This is a genomic window from Anoxybacillus suryakundensis (genome assembly GCF_001418025.1).
GTDB lineage: Bacteria > Bacillota > Bacilli > Bacillales > Anoxybacillaceae > Anoxybacillus > Anoxybacillus tengchongensis.
In genome coordinates this window covers 1-18,164 of sequence record NZ_LIOK01000017.1, presented here as the reverse complement: position 1 = coordinate 18,164, position 18,164 = coordinate 1, and the positions used below count along the sequence as shown (strand labels likewise).

The 18,164-nt window shown below is 39.6% G+C and carries 16 protein-coding genes; 8 read left to right on the top strand and 8 right to left on the bottom strand.

What is annotated here, in order from left to right; translation table 11 throughout:
* Positions 1–10 precede the first annotated feature (10 nt).
* Entirely contained in the window at positions 11–2,452 is a 2,442-nt protein-coding gene (gene cdr, locus ASC42_RS10885) for a CoA-disulfide reductase (RefSeq protein WP_055441772.1), read from the top strand.
* A 127-nt stretch (positions 2,453–2,579) separates the two neighbouring features.
* Here the strand turns inward: cdr and ASC42_RS10880 are convergent, their stop codons facing one another.
* Positions 2,580–3,269 carry a TerC family protein gene (locus tag ASC42_RS10880; protein ID WP_055441771.1) on the bottom strand — a complete coding sequence of 230 codons (690 nt, stop codon included), beginning with the start codon at positions 3,267–3,269 and terminating at the stop codon, positions 2,580–2,582.
* Positions 3,270–3,494: 225 nt separating this feature from the next.
* Between ASC42_RS10880 and ASC42_RS10875 the strand changes: the two genes are divergently transcribed.
* The 3 genes from ASC42_RS10875 to ASC42_RS10865 all read left to right on the top strand — a co-directional run bounded on the left by ASC42_RS10875 (position 3,495) and on the right by ASC42_RS10865 (position 8,152).
* Positions 3,495–3,944 carry a C40 family peptidase gene (locus tag ASC42_RS10875; RefSeq protein ID WP_055441770.1) on the top strand — a complete coding sequence of 150 codons (450 nt, stop codon included), beginning with the start codon at positions 3,495–3,497 and terminating at the stop codon, positions 3,942–3,944.
* 166 nt (positions 3,945–4,110) lie between these two features.
* Positions 4,111–6,237, top strand: coding sequence for a bifunctional diguanylate cyclase/phosphodiesterase (locus tag ASC42_RS10870; protein WP_055441803.1), 2,127 nt, complete (start codon positions 4,111–4,113; stop codon positions 6,235–6,237).
* A 16-nt stretch (positions 6,238–6,253) separates the two neighbouring features.
* Positions 6,254–8,152 carry a protoglobin domain-containing protein gene (locus ASC42_RS10865; RefSeq protein ID WP_055441769.1) on the top strand — a complete coding sequence of 633 codons (1,899 nt, stop codon included), beginning with the start codon at positions 6,254–6,256 and terminating at the stop codon, positions 8,150–8,152.
* Between the two features lie 49 nt (positions 8,153–8,201).
* Here the strand turns inward: ASC42_RS10865 and ASC42_RS10860 are convergent, their stop codons facing one another.
* Together ASC42_RS10860 and ASC42_RS10855 are read right to left on the bottom strand one after the other, a co-directional pair.
* Positions 8,202–9,683 (bottom strand): methyl-accepting chemotaxis protein, encoded by a 1,482-nt coding sequence (locus tag ASC42_RS10860; protein WP_055441768.1) that lies wholly within the window; start codon positions 9,681–9,683, stop codon positions 8,202–8,204.
* 116 nt (positions 9,684–9,799) lie between these two features.
* Positions 9,800–10,861, bottom strand: a complete 1,062-nt coding sequence (locus ASC42_RS10855; RefSeq protein WP_055441767.1) for a nitric oxide synthase oxygenase — start codon at positions 10,859–10,861, stop codon at positions 9,800–9,802.
* 227 nt (positions 10,862–11,088) lie between these two features.
* Here ASC42_RS10855 and ASC42_RS10850 point away from each other — a divergent pair, with 227 nt between their 5' ends.
* Positions 11,089–11,400 carry a hypothetical protein gene (locus ASC42_RS10850; protein WP_055441766.1) on the top strand — a complete coding sequence of 104 codons (312 nt, stop codon included), beginning with the start codon at positions 11,089–11,091 and terminating at the stop codon, positions 11,398–11,400.
* An 18-nt stretch (positions 11,401–11,418) separates the two neighbouring features.
* Here ASC42_RS10850 and ASC42_RS10845 read toward each other — a convergent pair whose 3' ends face one another.
* The 3 genes from ASC42_RS10845 to ASC42_RS10835 all read right to left on the bottom strand — a co-directional run bounded on the left by ASC42_RS10845 (position 11,419) and on the right by ASC42_RS10835 (position 13,808).
* Positions 11,419–12,576, bottom strand: a complete 1,158-nt coding sequence (locus ASC42_RS10845) for an immunoglobulin-like domain-containing protein (RefSeq protein ID WP_055441765.1) — start codon at positions 12,574–12,576, stop codon at positions 11,419–11,421.
* Positions 12,563–13,048: a sigma-70 family RNA polymerase sigma factor gene (locus tag ASC42_RS10840; protein WP_082435724.1), complete on the bottom strand. Its 486-nt coding sequence runs from the start codon at positions 13,046–13,048 to the stop codon at positions 12,563–12,565. The genes ASC42_RS10845 and ASC42_RS10840 overlap by 14 nt, the downstream gene beginning before the upstream one ends.
* A 115-nt stretch (positions 13,049–13,163) precedes the next feature.
* Positions 13,164–13,808, bottom strand: a complete 645-nt coding sequence (locus ASC42_RS10835; protein WP_141653525.1) for a peroxiredoxin — start codon at positions 13,806–13,808, stop codon at positions 13,164–13,166.
* Positions 13,809–13,980: 172 nt separating this feature from the next.
* On the opposite strand from ASC42_RS10835, the gene ASC42_RS10830 reads away from it, so the two are divergent.
* Together ASC42_RS10830 and ASC42_RS10825 are read left to right on the top strand one after the other, a co-directional pair.
* The gene (locus ASC42_RS10830; RefSeq protein ID WP_032100996.1) at positions 13,981–15,033 is read left to right on the top strand and encodes a 4Fe-4S dicluster domain-containing protein; all 1,053 of its coding nucleotides are present in this window, start codon (positions 13,981–13,983) and stop codon (positions 15,031–15,033) included.
* Complete coding sequence (locus ASC42_RS10825; protein WP_055441763.1) at positions 15,011–15,691, top strand: formate dehydrogenase subunit gamma; 681 nt, start codon at positions 15,011–15,013, stop codon at positions 15,689–15,691. Before ASC42_RS10830 ends, ASC42_RS10825 begins: the two co-directional genes overlap by 23 nt.
* Positions 15,692–15,708: 17 nt before the next feature.
* Here ASC42_RS10825 and ASC42_RS10820 read toward each other — a convergent pair whose 3' ends face one another.
* Both ASC42_RS10820 and ASC42_RS10815 read right to left on the bottom strand, forming a co-directional pair.
* Positions 15,709–16,563 carry a transcriptional regulator gene (locus ASC42_RS10820; RefSeq protein WP_245191194.1) on the bottom strand — a complete coding sequence of 285 codons (855 nt, stop codon included), beginning with the start codon at positions 16,561–16,563 and terminating at the stop codon, positions 15,709–15,711.
* A gap of 31 nt (positions 16,564–16,594) precedes the next feature.
* Positions 16,595–17,806 carry an MDR family MFS transporter gene (locus ASC42_RS10815; protein WP_055441762.1) on the bottom strand — a complete coding sequence of 404 codons (1,212 nt, stop codon included), beginning with the start codon at positions 17,804–17,806 and terminating at the stop codon, positions 16,595–16,597.
* Between the two features lie 114 nt (positions 17,807–17,920).
* On the opposite strand from ASC42_RS10815, the gene ASC42_RS10810 reads away from it, so the two are divergent.
* On the top strand, positions 17,921–18,164 hold a 244-nt coding region (locus ASC42_RS10810), incomplete at its 3' end, for a DUF6444 domain-containing protein (protein WP_245191193.1).

Genomic DNA, 18,164 nt, shown 5'->3' with positions numbered 1-18,164 from the left:
GCTGATCAAGATGAACAAAAAAATCGTGATAGTTGGTGGCGTAGCTGGTGGCGCAACGACAGCTGCTCGCTTACGTCGTTTAGATGAACAAGCAGAAATCGTGATGTTTGAACGTGGAGAATATATTTCATTTGCAAACTGTGGTCTTCCATATTATATCGGTGGTGCGATTGCAGAGCGTGATGCTTTACTTGTACAAACGGTTGAAGGAATGGCAGAAAAATTTAATCTTGACATTCGCATTCAAAGCGAAGTCATTGCCATTAACCGTGACCGTAAAACGGTAACTGTAAAACATTTTCCAACCGAAAAAACGTATGAAGAAAACTATGATTATCTCGTTTTATCCCCAGGGGCAAGCCCAATAAAACCAAACATCCCAGGCATTGAAGAAGCGAACGATTTATTTACATTGCGCAACATCCCAGATACAGATCGGATCAAAGCATATGTAGATGAAAAGAAACCGAAAAAAGCGGTCGTCATCGGTGGCGGGTTTATCGGTGTGGAAATGGCGGAAAACTTATGGGAACGCGGCATAGACGTGACACTTGTTGAAATGGCGAAACAAATTATGGCACCTGTCGATTACGAAATGGCGGCGATTCTCCATCAGCATATGAGAGATAAAGGCGTGCGACTCATTTTAGAAGATGGTGTCGCAGCATTTGAAAAGCAAGGAAAAATCGTTCGCTTACAAAGCGGAACAACACTTGATACGGACATGATCGTATTAGCAATTGGCGTAAAACCAGAAAATGAATTAGCCAAACAAGCAGGATTAGCTATTGGGGAACGTGGAGGCATTCAAGTCAATGAATATTTACAAACATCTGATCCATCGATTTATGCCATTGGCGATGCGATCGAAGTGATGGACTATATTAACGGCAAACCGACCCACATTCCGCTCGCGTGGCCAGCAAATCGGCAAGGACGAATTGTTGCTGACCATATCAATGGCCGAAACACAAACTACAAAGGAACGCTCGGCACAGCGATCGCGAAAGTATTTGATATGACGGTAGCGGCAACAGGAAACAATGAAAAAACGTTACAACGTCTCGGCATACAATATGAAGTGATACACATTCATCCAAATTCACATGCAAGCTATTATCCAGGTGCATTTCCAATTGCTCTAAAACTATTATTTGATCGACAAACAGGTCGCATATTTGGGGCACAAGCAGTTGGTTATGACGGTGTCGATAAACGAATTGACGTCATTGCGACAGCAATCAAGGGCGGAATCACCGTGTTTGACTTACCAGATTTAGAATTAGCGTACGCACCGCCATATTCATCTGCTAAAGACCCAGTGAATATGGCTGGTTATGTCGCAACAAATATCATTGAAGATATGGTTGAAACGATTCAATGGCATGAAGTCAATGAATTAGTGAAGAGCGGAGCATGTCTTGTTGATGTTCGTGAGGAAATAGAACGCGACATGGGCTTTATTCCAAGCTCAATAAATATTCCACTTGGACAACTACGCAAACGACTTCATGAATTGCCTAAAGATGAAACGATCTACGTATATTGCCAAGTGGGACTACGTGGTTATTTAGCTGCACGTATATTAAGTCAGCACGGCTTCCGCGTGAAAAACTTAGATGGCGGATATAAAACATATGCAGCTGTTTATAGCGAACAACAAGAGCAACGAAAAGAGGAACAAACAGAAAAACAAGTGGAGCGTGTAAACGTCATGAACGTTCAAGCAACAACAACATTAGACGCATGTGGACTCCAATGCCCTGGACCAATTATGAAAGTATATCAAACGATGGAACGGTTAAAAGATGGAGATGTACTAGAAGTAAAAGCAACGGACCCAGGGTTTGCACGCGATATTCAATCATGGTGCAAAAAAACAGGGAATACGCTGTTAAAAACAACTTTTGAAAATAAAATGTTTATTGCCTACATTCAAAAAGGAACGAATAAAATCACTTTACCTGAAAAAGAAACAAGAAAAGACGGCGCAACACTTGTTGTTTTCAGCGGAGATTTAGATAAAGCGATCGCATCATTTATTATCGCATCAGGGGCTGCTGCAATGGGCAAAAAAGTAACGATGTTCTTTACATTCTGGGGGCTCAATATTTTACGAAAACAAGATGCTCCTCCCGTACAAAAAGATATGCTTGAAAAAATGTTCGGCATGATGATGCCAAAAGGTGTTCACGATCTTCCATTATCAAAAATGAATATGGCTGGCATGGGTCCGAAAATGATTCAATACGTCATGGAGAAGAAACATGTCGACGATATTGAAACATTGATGAAAAACGCCATGGCTGCAGGAGTTAAACTTGTCGCTTGCTCGATGTCAATGGACATTATGGGCATTAAAAAAGAAGAATTAATTGACGGAATCGAAATTGGCGGTGTCGCCACATATTTAGGCGATGCTGAAGAAGCAGGATTAAACTTGTTTATTTAAAAAAATCGGGCTATCTCGCTACGGAGATAGCCCTTTCAAGTATATTCACAGGGGGATCGGGGGAATACACTTAGCATTATTCATTATGACCGTTCTTTTTTGTTTTATACATATGTTCATAAAATTTTTATGCCATTTTTCGTTTATCTATTTTTTTATTTTTTACATATCCCGCTAGTAAAATAGAAGCTGTCACAACAATAAGGAATACGAGCGATTGTGAATCTTTGGAAAAAATCATCCATTTTTTTATTTGTTCATCCTTTAATAACATCTCCCCCGCTGTCCACGCTAAAATACCTGATCCAACATAAGGAATCCATTTATACTTCTCCATCACCAATACAATAGCCTTCGACCCAAAAATCATAATCGGAATGCTAATGGCGACACCGAAAGCGATCATGCCAATATGCCCGCCTGACGCCCCTGCAATCGCCACGACATTATCTAAACTCATGACAGCATCGGCTACAATAATTGTCCAAATCGCCTTCCATAAACGATCGGCAGCTTGTACGTTCGCTTCTTCCTCTTCATTGATCAACACTTTATATGCGATCCAAAGGAGCAATAACCCTCCAAAGAAATGAACAAATGGGATTTGCAATAAAAAGACAATCACCGCAGCAAACAAAACACGCAAAATGACTGCCCCAGCCGTACCGAATACAATAGCGCGATTTCGTTGTTTTTCCGGCAATCGACGTGTAGCCATCGCAATCACAATCGCGTTATCTCCAGAAAGAATAATATCAATCGCAATAATTTTTAACAAAGCAAGCAGCGCTTCTGATGAAATCATCCAATCACCCATTACAGTTCCCCTTTTTCACTGTACTTCTCCCCTATCTTATCGTGAAGCCCGTCTACATTCAACTTTTGTGTTCCGACATATATGTTAAATTCTCTCTTTATTTTTACAAAAAACGATCGTTGTAATGTATTTGTAACATAATTTAATGGCTATGTAACAATTTTTCGACATCTTTTTTGCTATAATGTAGTCGTCCATGGAACAAGTCTTTTGGAGGTTCAAGCAATGAAAAAAGCTCTAGCCACTACCGCTCTCTTCATGTTGCTATGTTTCACGTATTTTGCAAACCCTTTCAAAACAGAGGCTGCCTTTTCAGCAAATACGCTCATCGCTGAAGCGCATAAAGTCATTGGCACACCGTATCGTGCAGGAGGAACGACGCCAAAAGGATTTGACTGTTCCGGTTTTGTTAGCTATACATATAAGAAAGTAGGAGTTTCGCTTCCGCATTCTTCGAGTGCAATGTATGCGAAAGGGAAGCCTGTTTCTCTTAACCAATTAGCACCAGGAGATTTACTATTTTTCAAAACGTCGAAACATAAAGGGATTTCCCACGTAGCGATCTATATCGGCGATGGTCGTATGATTCATGCGACATCATCAAAAGGCGTTCAAGTAAACTCCATCCACCAAGCTTATTGGAAACAACGTTTTGTAGGTGCAAAACGATTATAATGCGAAGGCAAGCACTTCATGCCGAACGTCTTTTCGACGCGAAGTGCTTGCTCTCGACGAAAAGCAGGGAATGTCCCCTGCTTTTTTCATTATTTTTTCATTTCCTCTCCCGTTTTTCCGATATATAATGTATGTAACATGGGGATGGTGGAGGGACATAACATTGATGACAAAAAAAGAGAAGCGAACGGTGACCATAACTGTTTTTGCTTTCATTTGTTTTTTAGGCATTTTACTGTTTAGCTCATCGTTAACAATGACATTTGAGCGGAACCATTTTTTATCGGTTCATACATTACTTGAGTTTTTCAGTATTACGGTAGCCATGGCCATTGCGTTTCAAGGGTGGATTTCATTTCCCCAAGCATTGTCACGCCGTCGTTTACGTATTGCAACAACATTTTTAACTGTTGCTTTTCTCGATTTATTGCATACGCTTACATATAAACAAATGCCTGGCATTATCGTTGCCGATAGCTCGGTTCAACTTTCAACTTCTTTCTGGCTAGCTGCCCGTATGACCCAAGCCATATTTTTATTGCTCGCTTTCTTACTCCCTGACGGTCCGATTCATGAAAAAGATAAGTTTCTTGCTTTCTTCGTTCCATTCCTATATATCGGGCTAGTGTCGGTGGGAATTGTGCACGCTGCAGATTCGCTTCCTCCGCTTGTCATCGAAGGGGTAGGAACAACACCATTTAAAAATGGGATAGAATATATCATTACAACGTTGCATGTTATCACAATCGTTTTACTCATCCGCCACTATAAAGAAAAACGATTAGCACCGACGCTTGATGTCACTGCTGGTTTCGTCTTTTTATTTTTAAGCGAGCTTATTTTTACGTTATATCGTAACGTTTATGATGTGCTAAACATCTTCGGACATATATATAAAGTGATCGGCTTTTCTTACTTTTTACGTGGCTTATACTTGGCATCATTTAAAGAACCGTTTCAGGCAAGAGAGCGCGCTGAACAAGCGCTCGCTAAAAGTCGGGAACAGCTAAGAAAACAGGCGTTATTCGATGAACTAACGAATTTACCAAATCGTCGTTATTTTATCGATACACTTCGTGAACGATTGGAAATAGCGAAAGTAAAAAACGAAACAGTAGCGCTTTTTTTCCTAGATTTAGACAATTTCAAAAACATTAATGATTCACTCGGGCATGCGGCTGGTGATCTTTTATTACAGTCTGTCGCTAAACGTTTAACTCATTTGCACGACCATTTTGTCGCCCGACTTGGAGGAGATGAATTTGCAGTTATTGTTGTTGATGTTCCTTCGTTTGAGCAAGTCGCACAACAAATGATTCATATACTAGGTGAACCTTTTTACGTCCGTCAAAAAGAGTTGTTTATTACAACAAGTCTTGGCATAAGCATATATCCGACGCACGGTGAAGATGAAATGACGTTAATTCAACATGCGGATATGGCAATGTATGAAGCAAAGAAAAAAGGAAAAAATCAATGGGCGATGTACGATCCAACGTTTGAAAAAGAACGGATGCGAAAATCGCTCATTCGTCAGCGACTACACGTTGCGCTAGAGCAACGTGCCATTTCTGTATATTACCAACCAATTATCGATATGAAACAAAATCGGCTTGTTGGCATAGAAGCACTCGCCCGCTGGAAAGACGAAAAACTCGGATTTATTCCACCAGATGAATTTATTAGTATCGCTGAAGAAGACGGTTTTATTATTCCGCTTGGAGAATATATTTTCCAAACAGCTGTATTAGATTTAAAACGGCTACATGAACAAGGCATGTCTCACATATATGTAAGCATTAACTTATCGCTTCGTCAGTTAAAAAATGAGCAGTTCTTTTCTTTTGTACAACAGCTATTAGAACAAACTTGTCTACAACCACAATATATTGAACTAGAAATTACAGAAAATGTCGCTTTAAGCGATGAAAAACAAGTCATTGAAACGATCCGGGCACTGAAACAAATAGGCATTCGCATCGCAATTGACGATTTCGGAAGCGGCTACTCATCCATTGCCTATTTACGCCATATTTCAGTTGACACACTAAAAATTGATAAATCGTTTATTTTCGAAGTCATTACAAACGAACATACCGCAAAATTAACAGAAGCGATTATCGCACTTGCCCATCGTTTGCAGCTTCACATTGTCGCTGAAGGAGTAGAAACAGATCGACACGTATCGTTTTTACAATCCACTCATTGCGACAAAGCGCAAGGTTATTTATTTAGTCCACCTGTTCCTTTTGAACAAGTGGTAAAACAGTTACAAACAGCTCATATACGATAAGGGGAGTACTTGGGGGATGAAACATATACAAGTAACAGACCAAAAGCGACTACAACAGTTAAGTTACACGGGGGTAACAGAAGGAAAGCTACAATCAATTTATAATCATCGCGATGTATTGCAACCGTTAGTCAAAGGGATTGTTGAAGACTTATATAAAGAGATATTATCTATCCCTACTTTGCGTAAGTTAATTGAAGAACATTCAACATTACAGCAATTAAAAAAGACACAGATCACATATTTAAGAGAATGCTTTAACGGAATCATCGACGATGCGTATATTCAAAAACGATATAACATTGGTAAAGTGCATTCAGAAATCGGGCTCGATTTAAAATGGTATTTGGCTACGTATACAAAATACATTGAAATTATCCATAAACACATATCATCTGTTTTACCAAACGAGACAATAAACATTTTATTAGCCATTCATGCGTTGTTTTCATTTGATATGCAATTGACTATTGAAGCATATGAAATGGCCGAAATCGAGAAAGCAGCGCATCCACTTCGTTATGAATTACACAAACTACAACAAGTAAATGGATTTACAGAACAAGATTTGCAACATCTCGATCAATTTAGCGGCTATATTTCATTTCGTGTTGAGGCAATTATGGATGCGTTTCGCCAATCGTTTTCCCAACGTTTCTGGGAAGATTACTCATACAGTTTTTTTGAACGCGAAAAGTTTTTTAATTACGTCAAAAACTTTTTACTACAATTTTTTCAAGAAAAAATTTATTATGAGATGGAAGCGTACTTTCGTATTATTCGCGACTGGAGTCGACTAATTATTGATCAAAAATATCACGAAAGTTTTTTCCATATTACGACAGAATCTATTTGTGAAGCGATAAAAAAGGTATTTTTAACAAAAGAATATTTGCATGATCCATATGTTGTCCAATATATTCATTCATTCGAACGATTTTCTAAATTCACGCTTGCGATTATGCAAGAAATTATTCGACCATACTTATTTTTACGTGATTTCGATTTTCTTGACATTTATGCTTATGAAATTAGTACAATTGATTTTGGACGTATTACATGGATTGATGAAAAAACAAAACGATTATTGCACACAATGGGTATAAAGGAAGAACATCCAATCGGTCGACGATGTTATGAGCTTTTTCACCAACGCACCGTACCTTGTTCAGGATGTCCAGCACTAGAAGAAAAAACGGAGCCAATGCTTGCGACATTTGAAAATGAAAACGGTCCACACTATTATAAAGTTCGGCTTTTGCCACAAAACAAAATTTTCGAGCTGTCACGTGCCCTTCTCGTCATTCAAGACGTGACGAAAGAAGCTAAAGTCATGTTTGATACGCTTGAACGACTGCTTCAGCTTGCTGAATATCGGGATGACGATACGAAAAACCATGTGCATCGCATTGGTATTCTTTCTAGCATGCTTGCTCGTTTGGCTGGATGTGATGAACAATTTGTTGCGAACATTCAAGTCGCTGCTAAATTTCATGACATTGGAAAAGTAGGCATTCCTGATTACATCTTAAACAAACCAGGGAAACTAACGAAAGAAGAATGGGAGTCCATGAAGACGCACGTGCTCATCGGTCATCAAATTTTAGCTAATCTCGATTTACCAGTCATTCAAATGGCGGCGAACATCGCCCAAACCCATCATGAATGGTGGAATGGACAAGGATATCCGAACGGCTTGAAAGGAGAAGAAATTCCGCTAGAAGGACGAATTGTTGCAATCGTTGACGTATTTGATGCGTTGTTATCAAAACGCATTTATAAAGACGCATTTCCTCCAGAAAAAGTAAAAGAAATTTTGCTTGATGGTCGCGGAAAACAATTTGATCCGAAACTCATTGACTTGTTCCTTACAATGTGGAACGATTTTCTTGAGACAAGAGAACAGTTGTCATAAATTTTTTCCAACAGAAAAGCACCTCCAATTTTTCGGGGTGCTTTTCCTTTTATATCATTTGTTGTTGAATGACTGCAGCGCGTTGGGCGGTTTCTGTCACATATGCTGCCATTTTTTCATTTGCATCTTTTAAATGTTCAACTGTCGCACTTACTTCTTCAAGCGATGCGCTCGACTGCTGAATAAAGACAGAAAAATCGCCAATGGAACGATCCATCTTCTCCCCTTGCTTCTCTAGCTTTTCACTAATGATAAAAAAGTAAGATAATTGTTCTTGCAAATGATTTAACGACCCATACAATTTTTCAAAATACACATTCACTTCATCCGTTAACGTCTCATTTTTCGTTAATTGCTCACTCGTTTCATTCATTCTCTCTAATAGTTCATTGTTGCTTTCGTTGACTTCCGCTAAATTACGAACGATGTGTTGTGTCGTTTCTTCCGTCAATACAGCCAATTTGCGAATTTCTTCAGCAACAACCGCAAATCCTTTCCCATACTCTCCTGCTCGCGCTGCCTCAATCGTTGCATTTAAAGCCAATAAATTCGTCTGATTTGTAATTTGTTTAATTTGTTTCGTTAACTCATTTGTATTGGCAATTTTACTTGTTAGAGCATGTAATGTTGCTTTTGTAGCATGAATCGCCTCGTGAAATTTTTCTGTATGTGTTAATAAAAGATGCATTTTTTGTATACCCGCTTGTGCCATTTCGCTTGATTGCGATGAGTGCTCGTTTAATTGTTTAGAAGTCTCGTAAATCTGCTCACTCATTGCTTTCGCTTCCGCTACTTCATCGTGAATATCAATGACTTGTTCACTTTGCGCTTGACCTGCTACCGCTGCTTGCCGAATCGCTTCTTTCATTTCTTCTTGTGCTTGTACATTTTGAAGTACTTGTTGATGAATATGTTCAACATTTTCAATAATATGCTTTAACTGGTCTTCAAGTTCATGTCTTCTTGCCGTTTGCTTTTCTTTTTCGGCATGCGTCTGCCCCACATGTTCAACGAGTTGGTGAAATTGCTTACGACTTAAATGCAATAACACAGAAAGGGCAATACCAATCATCACATAAACAATAAAAACCGTATGTCCTGTTTTTTGAAATACTTGCTGAAAAGAAGAAGGAACAAGCGCACCGACAACTAAAATAATAATTCCAAGCAAAAGTCCTGTTACAAACAACGTGCGATTTAAATGCAATACGGATAATACAACTAAGCAAAAAGCGAGCGCAATCGTTCCTAAGCTCCCTCCAGTCGTAAACAGGCTGACTAAAGTGGCCAAAAATAATATAAAAATAATAAAGTATGGGTAAATCAGCTCGTACTTTTTCATTTTTCTTAAAGCTACATAAACGCATACATTCAGAGCCAAACTCCCTCCATAGATGGCGATCTTCTCTACTCTCTCTCCAATCAAAATAAGCCCGATCACACCCGTTATTGCGCTAAATGTGTAAATAAGGAACAAGAAAAAATTTTTCCTTCGCATTTCTTCCATTTTGAGCCGCTCAATAAAATCCACCCGAGCTCCCCCCTTTTCCTTTTTTCTATACTATATCAAAAAAACAAGAGATTAGTAAATAATATTCTGAAAATTAAAGATATATTCATATAAAAAACACCGCGTCAATAGCGGTGTTACTCATATGGACGTTGTTGATAAAAATAATTCGGTTTGACGATTGTATTATCATAATGTTGGTGAAAAATGTGCGTCGTTGCAGGAGAAAGTGGGGGAATGAGCCACGTCCAACTGCCTGTTACTTTCCTTCCTGCTTCTTGCTCTTGCTGTTCGAACCGCTTAAACTGCTGTGCAGCGGTATGATGATCGACAATACTTACCCCTGCTTTTTTATATGAGTATAAAACAGCGATATTTAATTCAATAAGCGCTTGATCTTTCCATAATGTACTATTTCTTGACGTATCGAGTCCCATGCATGAAGCAATTTTCGGAAGCATGTTATAGCGGTAATCATCGGCAAAATTGCGCGCACCAATTTCTGTTCCCATATACCAGCCGTTAAACGGGGCTGCTGTATAACGTATGCCTCCGATTTCTAAACACATATCTGAAATAATCGGCACCGCATACCATTTTAATTGTAAATCGCGAAACCATGAAAACGTCGGATGTTCAATCGGCACTTCCAGCACAATATCTTTTGGAATCGGAAACAATTTCGGCTTGCGCCCATCCACTTGAATGACAAGAGGCAAGATGTCAAAATGCGTTCGTTCCCCTTTCCAACCTAACTGCTCACATGCTTTCGTAAACGATATGGACGATGAGTCCCCAATCGTTCCATGCTCTGTTTCATAACCCGCATAGCGAATTAGTTGATGATTCCAGATGCGTACCCGCTCAGGACGAAAAATAGTAATGGTCGGACGAATTTTCCCACCGTTTGTCGCAAATTCAATGTGATAAAACAGTCGCTCAGCGATATCCTCTTCCCGCTCAATCATACGCGCATCAAACACATGAAGCGTTTGCCAAAATAGACGCCCGATACAACGATTGCTGTTGCGCCATGCCATACGCGCTCCGTGCTCAAGTTCTTCATACGTATGTTCATACGTCCCCTTTTGTTCAATCTCACGCTCAATTTGTTGCAAACGTTCATGAATGTCATCATCGCTTTTTCCTAACTCTTTATAACATAATGTAATAAATCGCTCTGCTTCTTTCCATAACATATGCCATCACTCCATGTTCGTATCTTCTTATACAATACATCATGTATGAAGAAAATGAAAAGAAAGAGCATATCGTTTCCTGTTCCGCTCTTCATTCTTATCATTTATAATAAGAATGGGGAACGGTCTTCATCTGTACTGCCACATCAAACAAAGCCTCTTTTCAACGTACGACATGCCACACAACTGTTTCCCTCTCTACTTTTCCAAACGAAAGGAGGGTACGTATGGAGCATATGCTACAACGCATTTTGGACAAGCTTGAAAACATGGAAGTAGAACTGGCAGAAGTCAAAGCTAACATGGCAACAAAACAAGAACTTGCGGAACTCAAAACAGAACTTGAAGAAGTTAAAGCGAATATGGCCACAAAGCAAGACTTAGCGCTTGTCCAGCAAGCGGTGCTTGAAACAAATGAGATCGTCAAAAAACTAGAAAGCAAAATCGACAACCATGAGCAACTGTTAACTCTTCTTTCACACCGCTCTCTTGAGCATGAGGCTTCCATTTCTAGCATTCGTTTCATTTTAAAGAAATAAACGAGGGGCTCCCCTCGTTTATTCTATATGGTGTAACATATATTCATCTCCTTGTCGAACGATAACGACATAAAATGTACCAATGGATTCGTTTGTACGTGCGTTGATTACTGTCACTTTCACTTTGACTTCCTCTTTTTTACTTTCTTCCTTCGGTTCCCAAAAAACAATCGATGGTTCAACGTTAACACGCTCACCATTTAAAAACAATACTTTCGGTCCTACGTATCCTTCCATCCCCTCCACTTGTCCGCTGTCAGGTGGCATGGAGTCAGCAATGATTTGTTCATCGGACGATACCGATTGCTCCGCTCCGTGAATAGTTGTCGCATCGTCGACCATTTTGTCCGTAAATAACGTGCCATCGCTAGCTTCCATCGAGAAATTTACCTGTTCGTTTCCTTCATACATCGGATATATGTGCAGTCCTTGACGACCTGTTCTTGTTGAGACAAGTCCGTTATGAGCACTATACAGAGAAAAGCGCGGGTCTTTTTCCCATGTTAATTTCACATCTTTACTTTCGCTCGTTTCAGTCGGTTTCATCTCAATATACGTGTGAAAGTTCAACAACTTTTGATCGACAACGTCAAATTCAATGTAACCTGTTAAATGAGCCGCATCAGCATAATACGTGCGCACGATGCGATACTTTCCATTTGCTAACGGCTGTTTTAACAATGAAAAATCAATCATATCTTTCACAGTCTGTCCTTTATCAATTAACGCAAGCATTTCGATAAATGCGAGATCATTCGTTAACGTTGTTGGTTGCCATGTTTGCTTTGTCTCATCATATCGCTCGATTGTATATGCATACCCAAATGAAATGACAGCATCACTTTTATTCGTTACCGAGAAAGTTAGTTTTCGAGTGTTTGCATCATATGTGACATCATGAATAGCCATATTTGAGTCGGCTACTTCCATTTTTAACATATCCTCTCCTTGCATGTTCTCTCTCATGATTTCCTCTTTCTCTTTAGTCGGGATTGTCGGATGCAAGCTAATTGCCAATAATACACTTGCCGCAACAACGGCAACATATGCAGGACGAAATGACTTTCGCTTCGGTTGTTTTTCTCTTTTTTCAATCTGGGCGATCACTTTATTTTTCAATTCTTGTGTCACGACAATGTGTTCCATCTCTTTTTTATATCGCTCACGCAAAATCATAATCCCCTTTCAATTTGTTTTTTAACATTTCTCTCGCACGAGAAAGCAACGAACGAACCGTACTTTCACGCTTTTTCAACAAATGGGCGATTTCTTTCGTTTGATACCCTTCATAATAAAATAAATGGACAACCTCTCGATATTTTGTCGGGAGCGATGTGACTGCTAATATGACTTCAAAGCTATCGTTGTTATCAATATAAGGAGAATGAGCCCCATCTTCATATGCATCCATTTTTCGATATACAAACGATTTCAGTTTGTTTTTGCATATATTGATAGTAACGCGAATCAACCACGCCTTCATATGCTCTTCACTTTGCATTCGATCCATATGTTCATATAACTTAATAAATACATCTTGAAATACATCTTCCGCATCATGTTGATTGCTCATATACGTATACGCTAAACGTAATACCATATTCCCATATTCATCCATAGCACGTTTAATTTGTTCTTTTGGGCACAACGAAACGACCTCCTTTCACTCCATATACAACTGAACAGCTGAAAATGTTGCGACCGATCAAAATTTTTTATCCTAAGTATACAAAAAGACAGCGAATCATGCGCTCGCCGTCTTTTCATCTTTGTTTCGTACAAAACCACCAATCAAAACAATCCATTTCCCCTTGTTTTGCTTTATTTAATCGTTCCTCTGCTTGTTGAATGGTGCGCGGTGGCGGCATAATAAGCCGATCTGCTACTAGTTCATTATGTGGCCAATTCGCTGGTGTTGCTGCTTTATACGCATCCGCTGTCTGCAACGCTTTCACCGCTCTCACAATTTCGTATATGTTTCTTCCGACTGATTCAGGGTACGTTAACATGAGACGAATCGTTCCTTCGTGGTCGACAACATATACGCTGCGCACCGTTCTTGTCCCTTTCGTTGGATGAATCATCCCGAGCTGTTTCGCCACATATCCAAGTTCATCTGCAATAATCGGAAACGAAATGCGAACACGAAGCTTTTCACGAATCCATTCGATCCATTTCATATGAGAAAACACTTGTTCAACTGACAGGCCGATTAACTCTGTATTCATCTCGTCAAATTGTGGCTTCATTTTCTCAAACGCCACAAACTCTGTCGTGCAAACCGGGGTAAAATCAGCTGGATGACTAAAGAGGACAAACCAACGCCCAGCATAATCATCTGGCAATGTGATCGTTCCAACAGTCGTCACTACCGTCATCGTTGGAAAACGGTCTGAAATAAATGGCATGCTCATCCCTCCATACGTTTTACCGTTTCAGCTTATGCATCTCCCCATAGGCATGAACATTGTCCTCACTTTGTCATAATTTTGTCACAAAAAAAATACATTTCATCTTTTCAAAGCATTTCATTTTAATTAAAATACCCATATATGTATATGCGTGAGGAGGGATAGCTCTATGAGTGAAAAAATAAGTCGTCGAACGTTTTTAAAACGTTCAACAGTTGCTGGTGCAACAGCTGGGATGTTGCTTGCGACAAAAACACCGGGATACGCACAAACTGACAAATCAGACGAAAACACGTTAATCGGCTCACTTATTGACTTAACAAAATGTGATGGTTGCGCAGCTTATGACACACCATTATGTGTGACAGCTTGTAGACAAAAAAATGAACACCGTTTCCCACAGCCACAAAAACCAATCAAAGATTATTGGCCACAAAAAAAGCATGAAGACTGGTCCAACGAAAAAGACCGCACTGATCGCCTCACTCCTTACAACTGGACATACGTTGAAAAAGTGCAAGTAAATTGGAACGGTAAAACGAAAGATGTCGCTATACCAAGAAGATGTATGCATTGTCTTGATGCACCGTGTCAAAAACTTTGTCCGTTTGGAGTCATCGAAAAAACGAAACATGGAGCGGTGAAAATTGATGAAAACTTCTGCATGGGTGGGGCAAAGTGTCGTGCTGTTTGCCCTTGGGACATTCCACAACGTCAAGCAGGTGTCGGTTTATATATGAAGCTCGTTCCAGAATTAGCTGGAGGCGGTGTCATGTATAAATGCGACATGTGTGCAGATTTACTTGAAGAAGGAAAAAGCCCAGCATGTGAAACTGCCTGTCCGAGAGGAGCGATTGAATTCGGCCCGTACGAACAAATTCGAAAAAAAGCGTACGAACGAGCAAAAGAAATTGATGGCTTTATTTATGGGGATGTTGAAAATAGTGGAACGCTAACACTTTACGTTTCAGATGTACCATTCGATAAAATTGATGAAGCGATTGAAGCAAAGAAAAAAGAAGAAAATGATACTCGCTTCGGTCGTCCACATATGAAGCCTGAAGTTGAAAATATGCTAGAAACGACACACGGATATATGCTCGCCACGCTCATCGCTCCAATCGCTGGTGCAGCAGCCGCAGGCATTACGGCTTACAAAGTATTATCTGGGCAGAAGAAAAAGGAAGGGGAAAAACAACATGAGTCAAAAGAAGAAAAATAAAATTTACCGCCAACCGCTTCCGAATCGCTTCGTCCATTGGGGTGTTGCCATTTCAATCATCATGCTTATCATTACAGGGATCGGCCAAATGCCTGTATACGGTCGCTATTTAATCGTCCAGCCGTTCGGTACAAAATGGCTCACATCGTATGAGATTACGTTATTAGTGCATTACTTTTTCGCGGCAACACTCCTGTTCTTTACGACGTATCATATCGTTTATCACGTGATGAAAAAAGAGTTTGACATTTGGCCGAAAAAAGGAGACGTAAAAGGTTCTTATCTCATTATAAAGGCGATGATTTTAGGGCAAAAAGAACCACCAAGCGAAAAGTACTTACCTGAACAACGAATCGCCTACTTATATTTCGTTATTTCCATCGGTCTTGTCATCGTTACAGGCGTCATTAAAGTTATTAAAAATATTATGGGCGTTCAGCCGACAAATGGCATTTTGTTTTGGGGAGCGCAGTTGCACAATTTAGCGACAGTCATGGTCATCCTCGGTGTCGTTATGCATTTAGCGGCGTTTATCGTCAAAGAAAATCGCAAACTGTTGCCTGGTATGTTTACCGGTTATGTAGACGAAGAATATGTAAAAGAACGTCACTCGCTTTGGTATAAGGAATTAAAGAAAAGATACGAAAAGCAGTCCTAAGCAAGCGGACTGCTTTTTTATTCCTCTGTGCGTTTAATTTGATTTTCTTCAATCACATACTTTCTCATTTCGATTATCGTTCCATCTTCTTTCATCTTCCGAAAAACAACGACATCTCGTCCGTCATTTGCTTTACTTTGAGATGTTTCATACACATACCGAATTCCTTGTTCGATTACTTCACGCGTCCCAAGCCAATCTGGACACTCATTCAAAAATGGATCCCTACTACGCATTTGAAGAAAATAGTTCATTGCTTGTATAGAAATATTGAGCGGGTGTTTTTCCACATAAGATGTGATCACTTTTGCATCTCGACCAATCTTTTTTAAATACTCCTTTGCCTGTTTTTCTTGCTGCTTAACAAGTTCACCATAGTATTTCTCTGCATTTAATACCTTTGAGTCATATTTTTTCGGAAACATTTTCTTAATGGATTCAACATATTCTTCTCCATCAAGTGGCTCTTCGTATGCGACAAGTTTATACTGCCCATGCTCATCGATTGAAAATGTCATCACAGTCGGAATGGCTCCGCTGCCTGATACGATGGTAAATATACCGTCTTGAAATTCAAATACACCAACACTTGCGATCGTATATGCCTTCACTTCATTTTCTTTTCGTTCTGTACCGAGAATGATGTGTCCTTCCGTAATGTATTCTCCCTTTCCATACGTTTTCCCATGTTCTTTAATCGCTTCGCTTACTGCTTTTTCAACATTTGTGGCATCTTTTAGTTCATACGAACTGGAACCATTTTCATCAAGAATAGGCATGGCATCCTTTGCCTTAAAATCGTTCCCGGCATAAAAAAGCATCGCTACAATCATGGCTACAATAAGCAAACTAAAGATTGCAAATTTCCTCACCTCTCCACCCCCCCGTCGTACAAACAAACTGTTACAAACTATATTCCATATGCCGTTTCGTCGCCTTCATTAGACGACCAACATATAAGAAAACAGGAAAACCGATGGAAGTACATAAGGCTAACAAGCTAAAAATAAGTAGATGGTTGCCATAACCGAGGTGTTCAAGCATTAATCCTCCAATCCAAGGCCCAGCAGCATTCCCGATTGCCGTAAACCCCATAGAACCGAAATATAATCCCTTCATATGTTGAGGTGAGATTTGGTCAATAAATATTTCAACCATCGAAAACATCATCACTTCTCCGACGGTTAATACAAACATAGACGCAAATAACATCGGAACAGCAGTGAATAAACCAAATCCGAGAAGACCTAAAGCTACCGCACCAATGCCAAGCATAATCGATGTTAGTGCAGAATAATGCTTGCCAATTCTTGAAACAGGATACTGTATAGCGAGCACAGTAATGGCATTAAAGACGATTAAATAAGAAAAAAGCTGTACACCATCTTTATATTGCGACAAATATTGTGGAATCGTTGAATGAAATTGTGAATACCCAGTAACACCGAGAATCATTCCGATCACAGCGAATAAAAAAACGCGATCATTCCCTAATACGTTGACAGCGTTTTGAAGCGTTACACGTTCAGATGCATCGCTATGTTTTTCAATCGAATATTTTGAAAAAAGTACGATGAGTAAAATAAAATAAAGAAAATAAACAAAAGAAGTGATAAAAAAAGCGGCTGTTGATGACGAACTACCGATTTTTAACCCCACTAATGGACCAATTGCTGCCCCTACATTAATCGCAGCGTATCGCAAGTTAAACACGAGCAATTTATTTTCTTGGTTTGTCACTTGCGATAGCAATGATCGCGAAGACGGTTCAAAAAACGAGCGACATAATCCGTTTAATGCATTTAATAGAAAAAAAGTAAAAACGCTCTCAGCAGTCGCAAAACCAATAAAAACAAATCCCCACATAAAAAGCGACATTTTCATCACTTTTTCTTGTCCATATCGATCAGAAAAATACCCGCCAAAGAACCCGCCAAACAACCCAACAATCGAGCTGATCCCAATCATCGCTCCGGTTAATGAAGCGCTAACCCCTTTGACACTCGTTAAATAAATGGCTAAAAACGGAATGGTCATAAACATCGCCATTCTTGCAAATAATGTTCCGATAATAATCGTTATGCTGATCGGATGTAGTTTTTTTATGTTCCCCATAATTCCCCTTCTATCTTAAAAATGTAACTATTCAGCCACATGATCAAGTGAGCTGAATATTTTTTGCTTTTCCTGTCTATGATGTGAATATTGATAGACAAGGAGGTGAATCGCATGTTGACGGTACAACAAGCTGTATTTACAGTTGAGAGCTTAATCAGCAAAGTCCAACAACAGAAACAGCTCATTCATCAACTCGTTCAAGAAAATGAACATTTGCGTCACGAAATCAAACAGCTGCGCAAAGAAAATGAACAACTCAAGTATCGCGTTCAAGAGCTGGAAGCACGCACGAAAAAAAACAGCTCCAATAGCCATTTGCCCCCATCTTCTGACCGTTTTCACACCCATTCTTCTC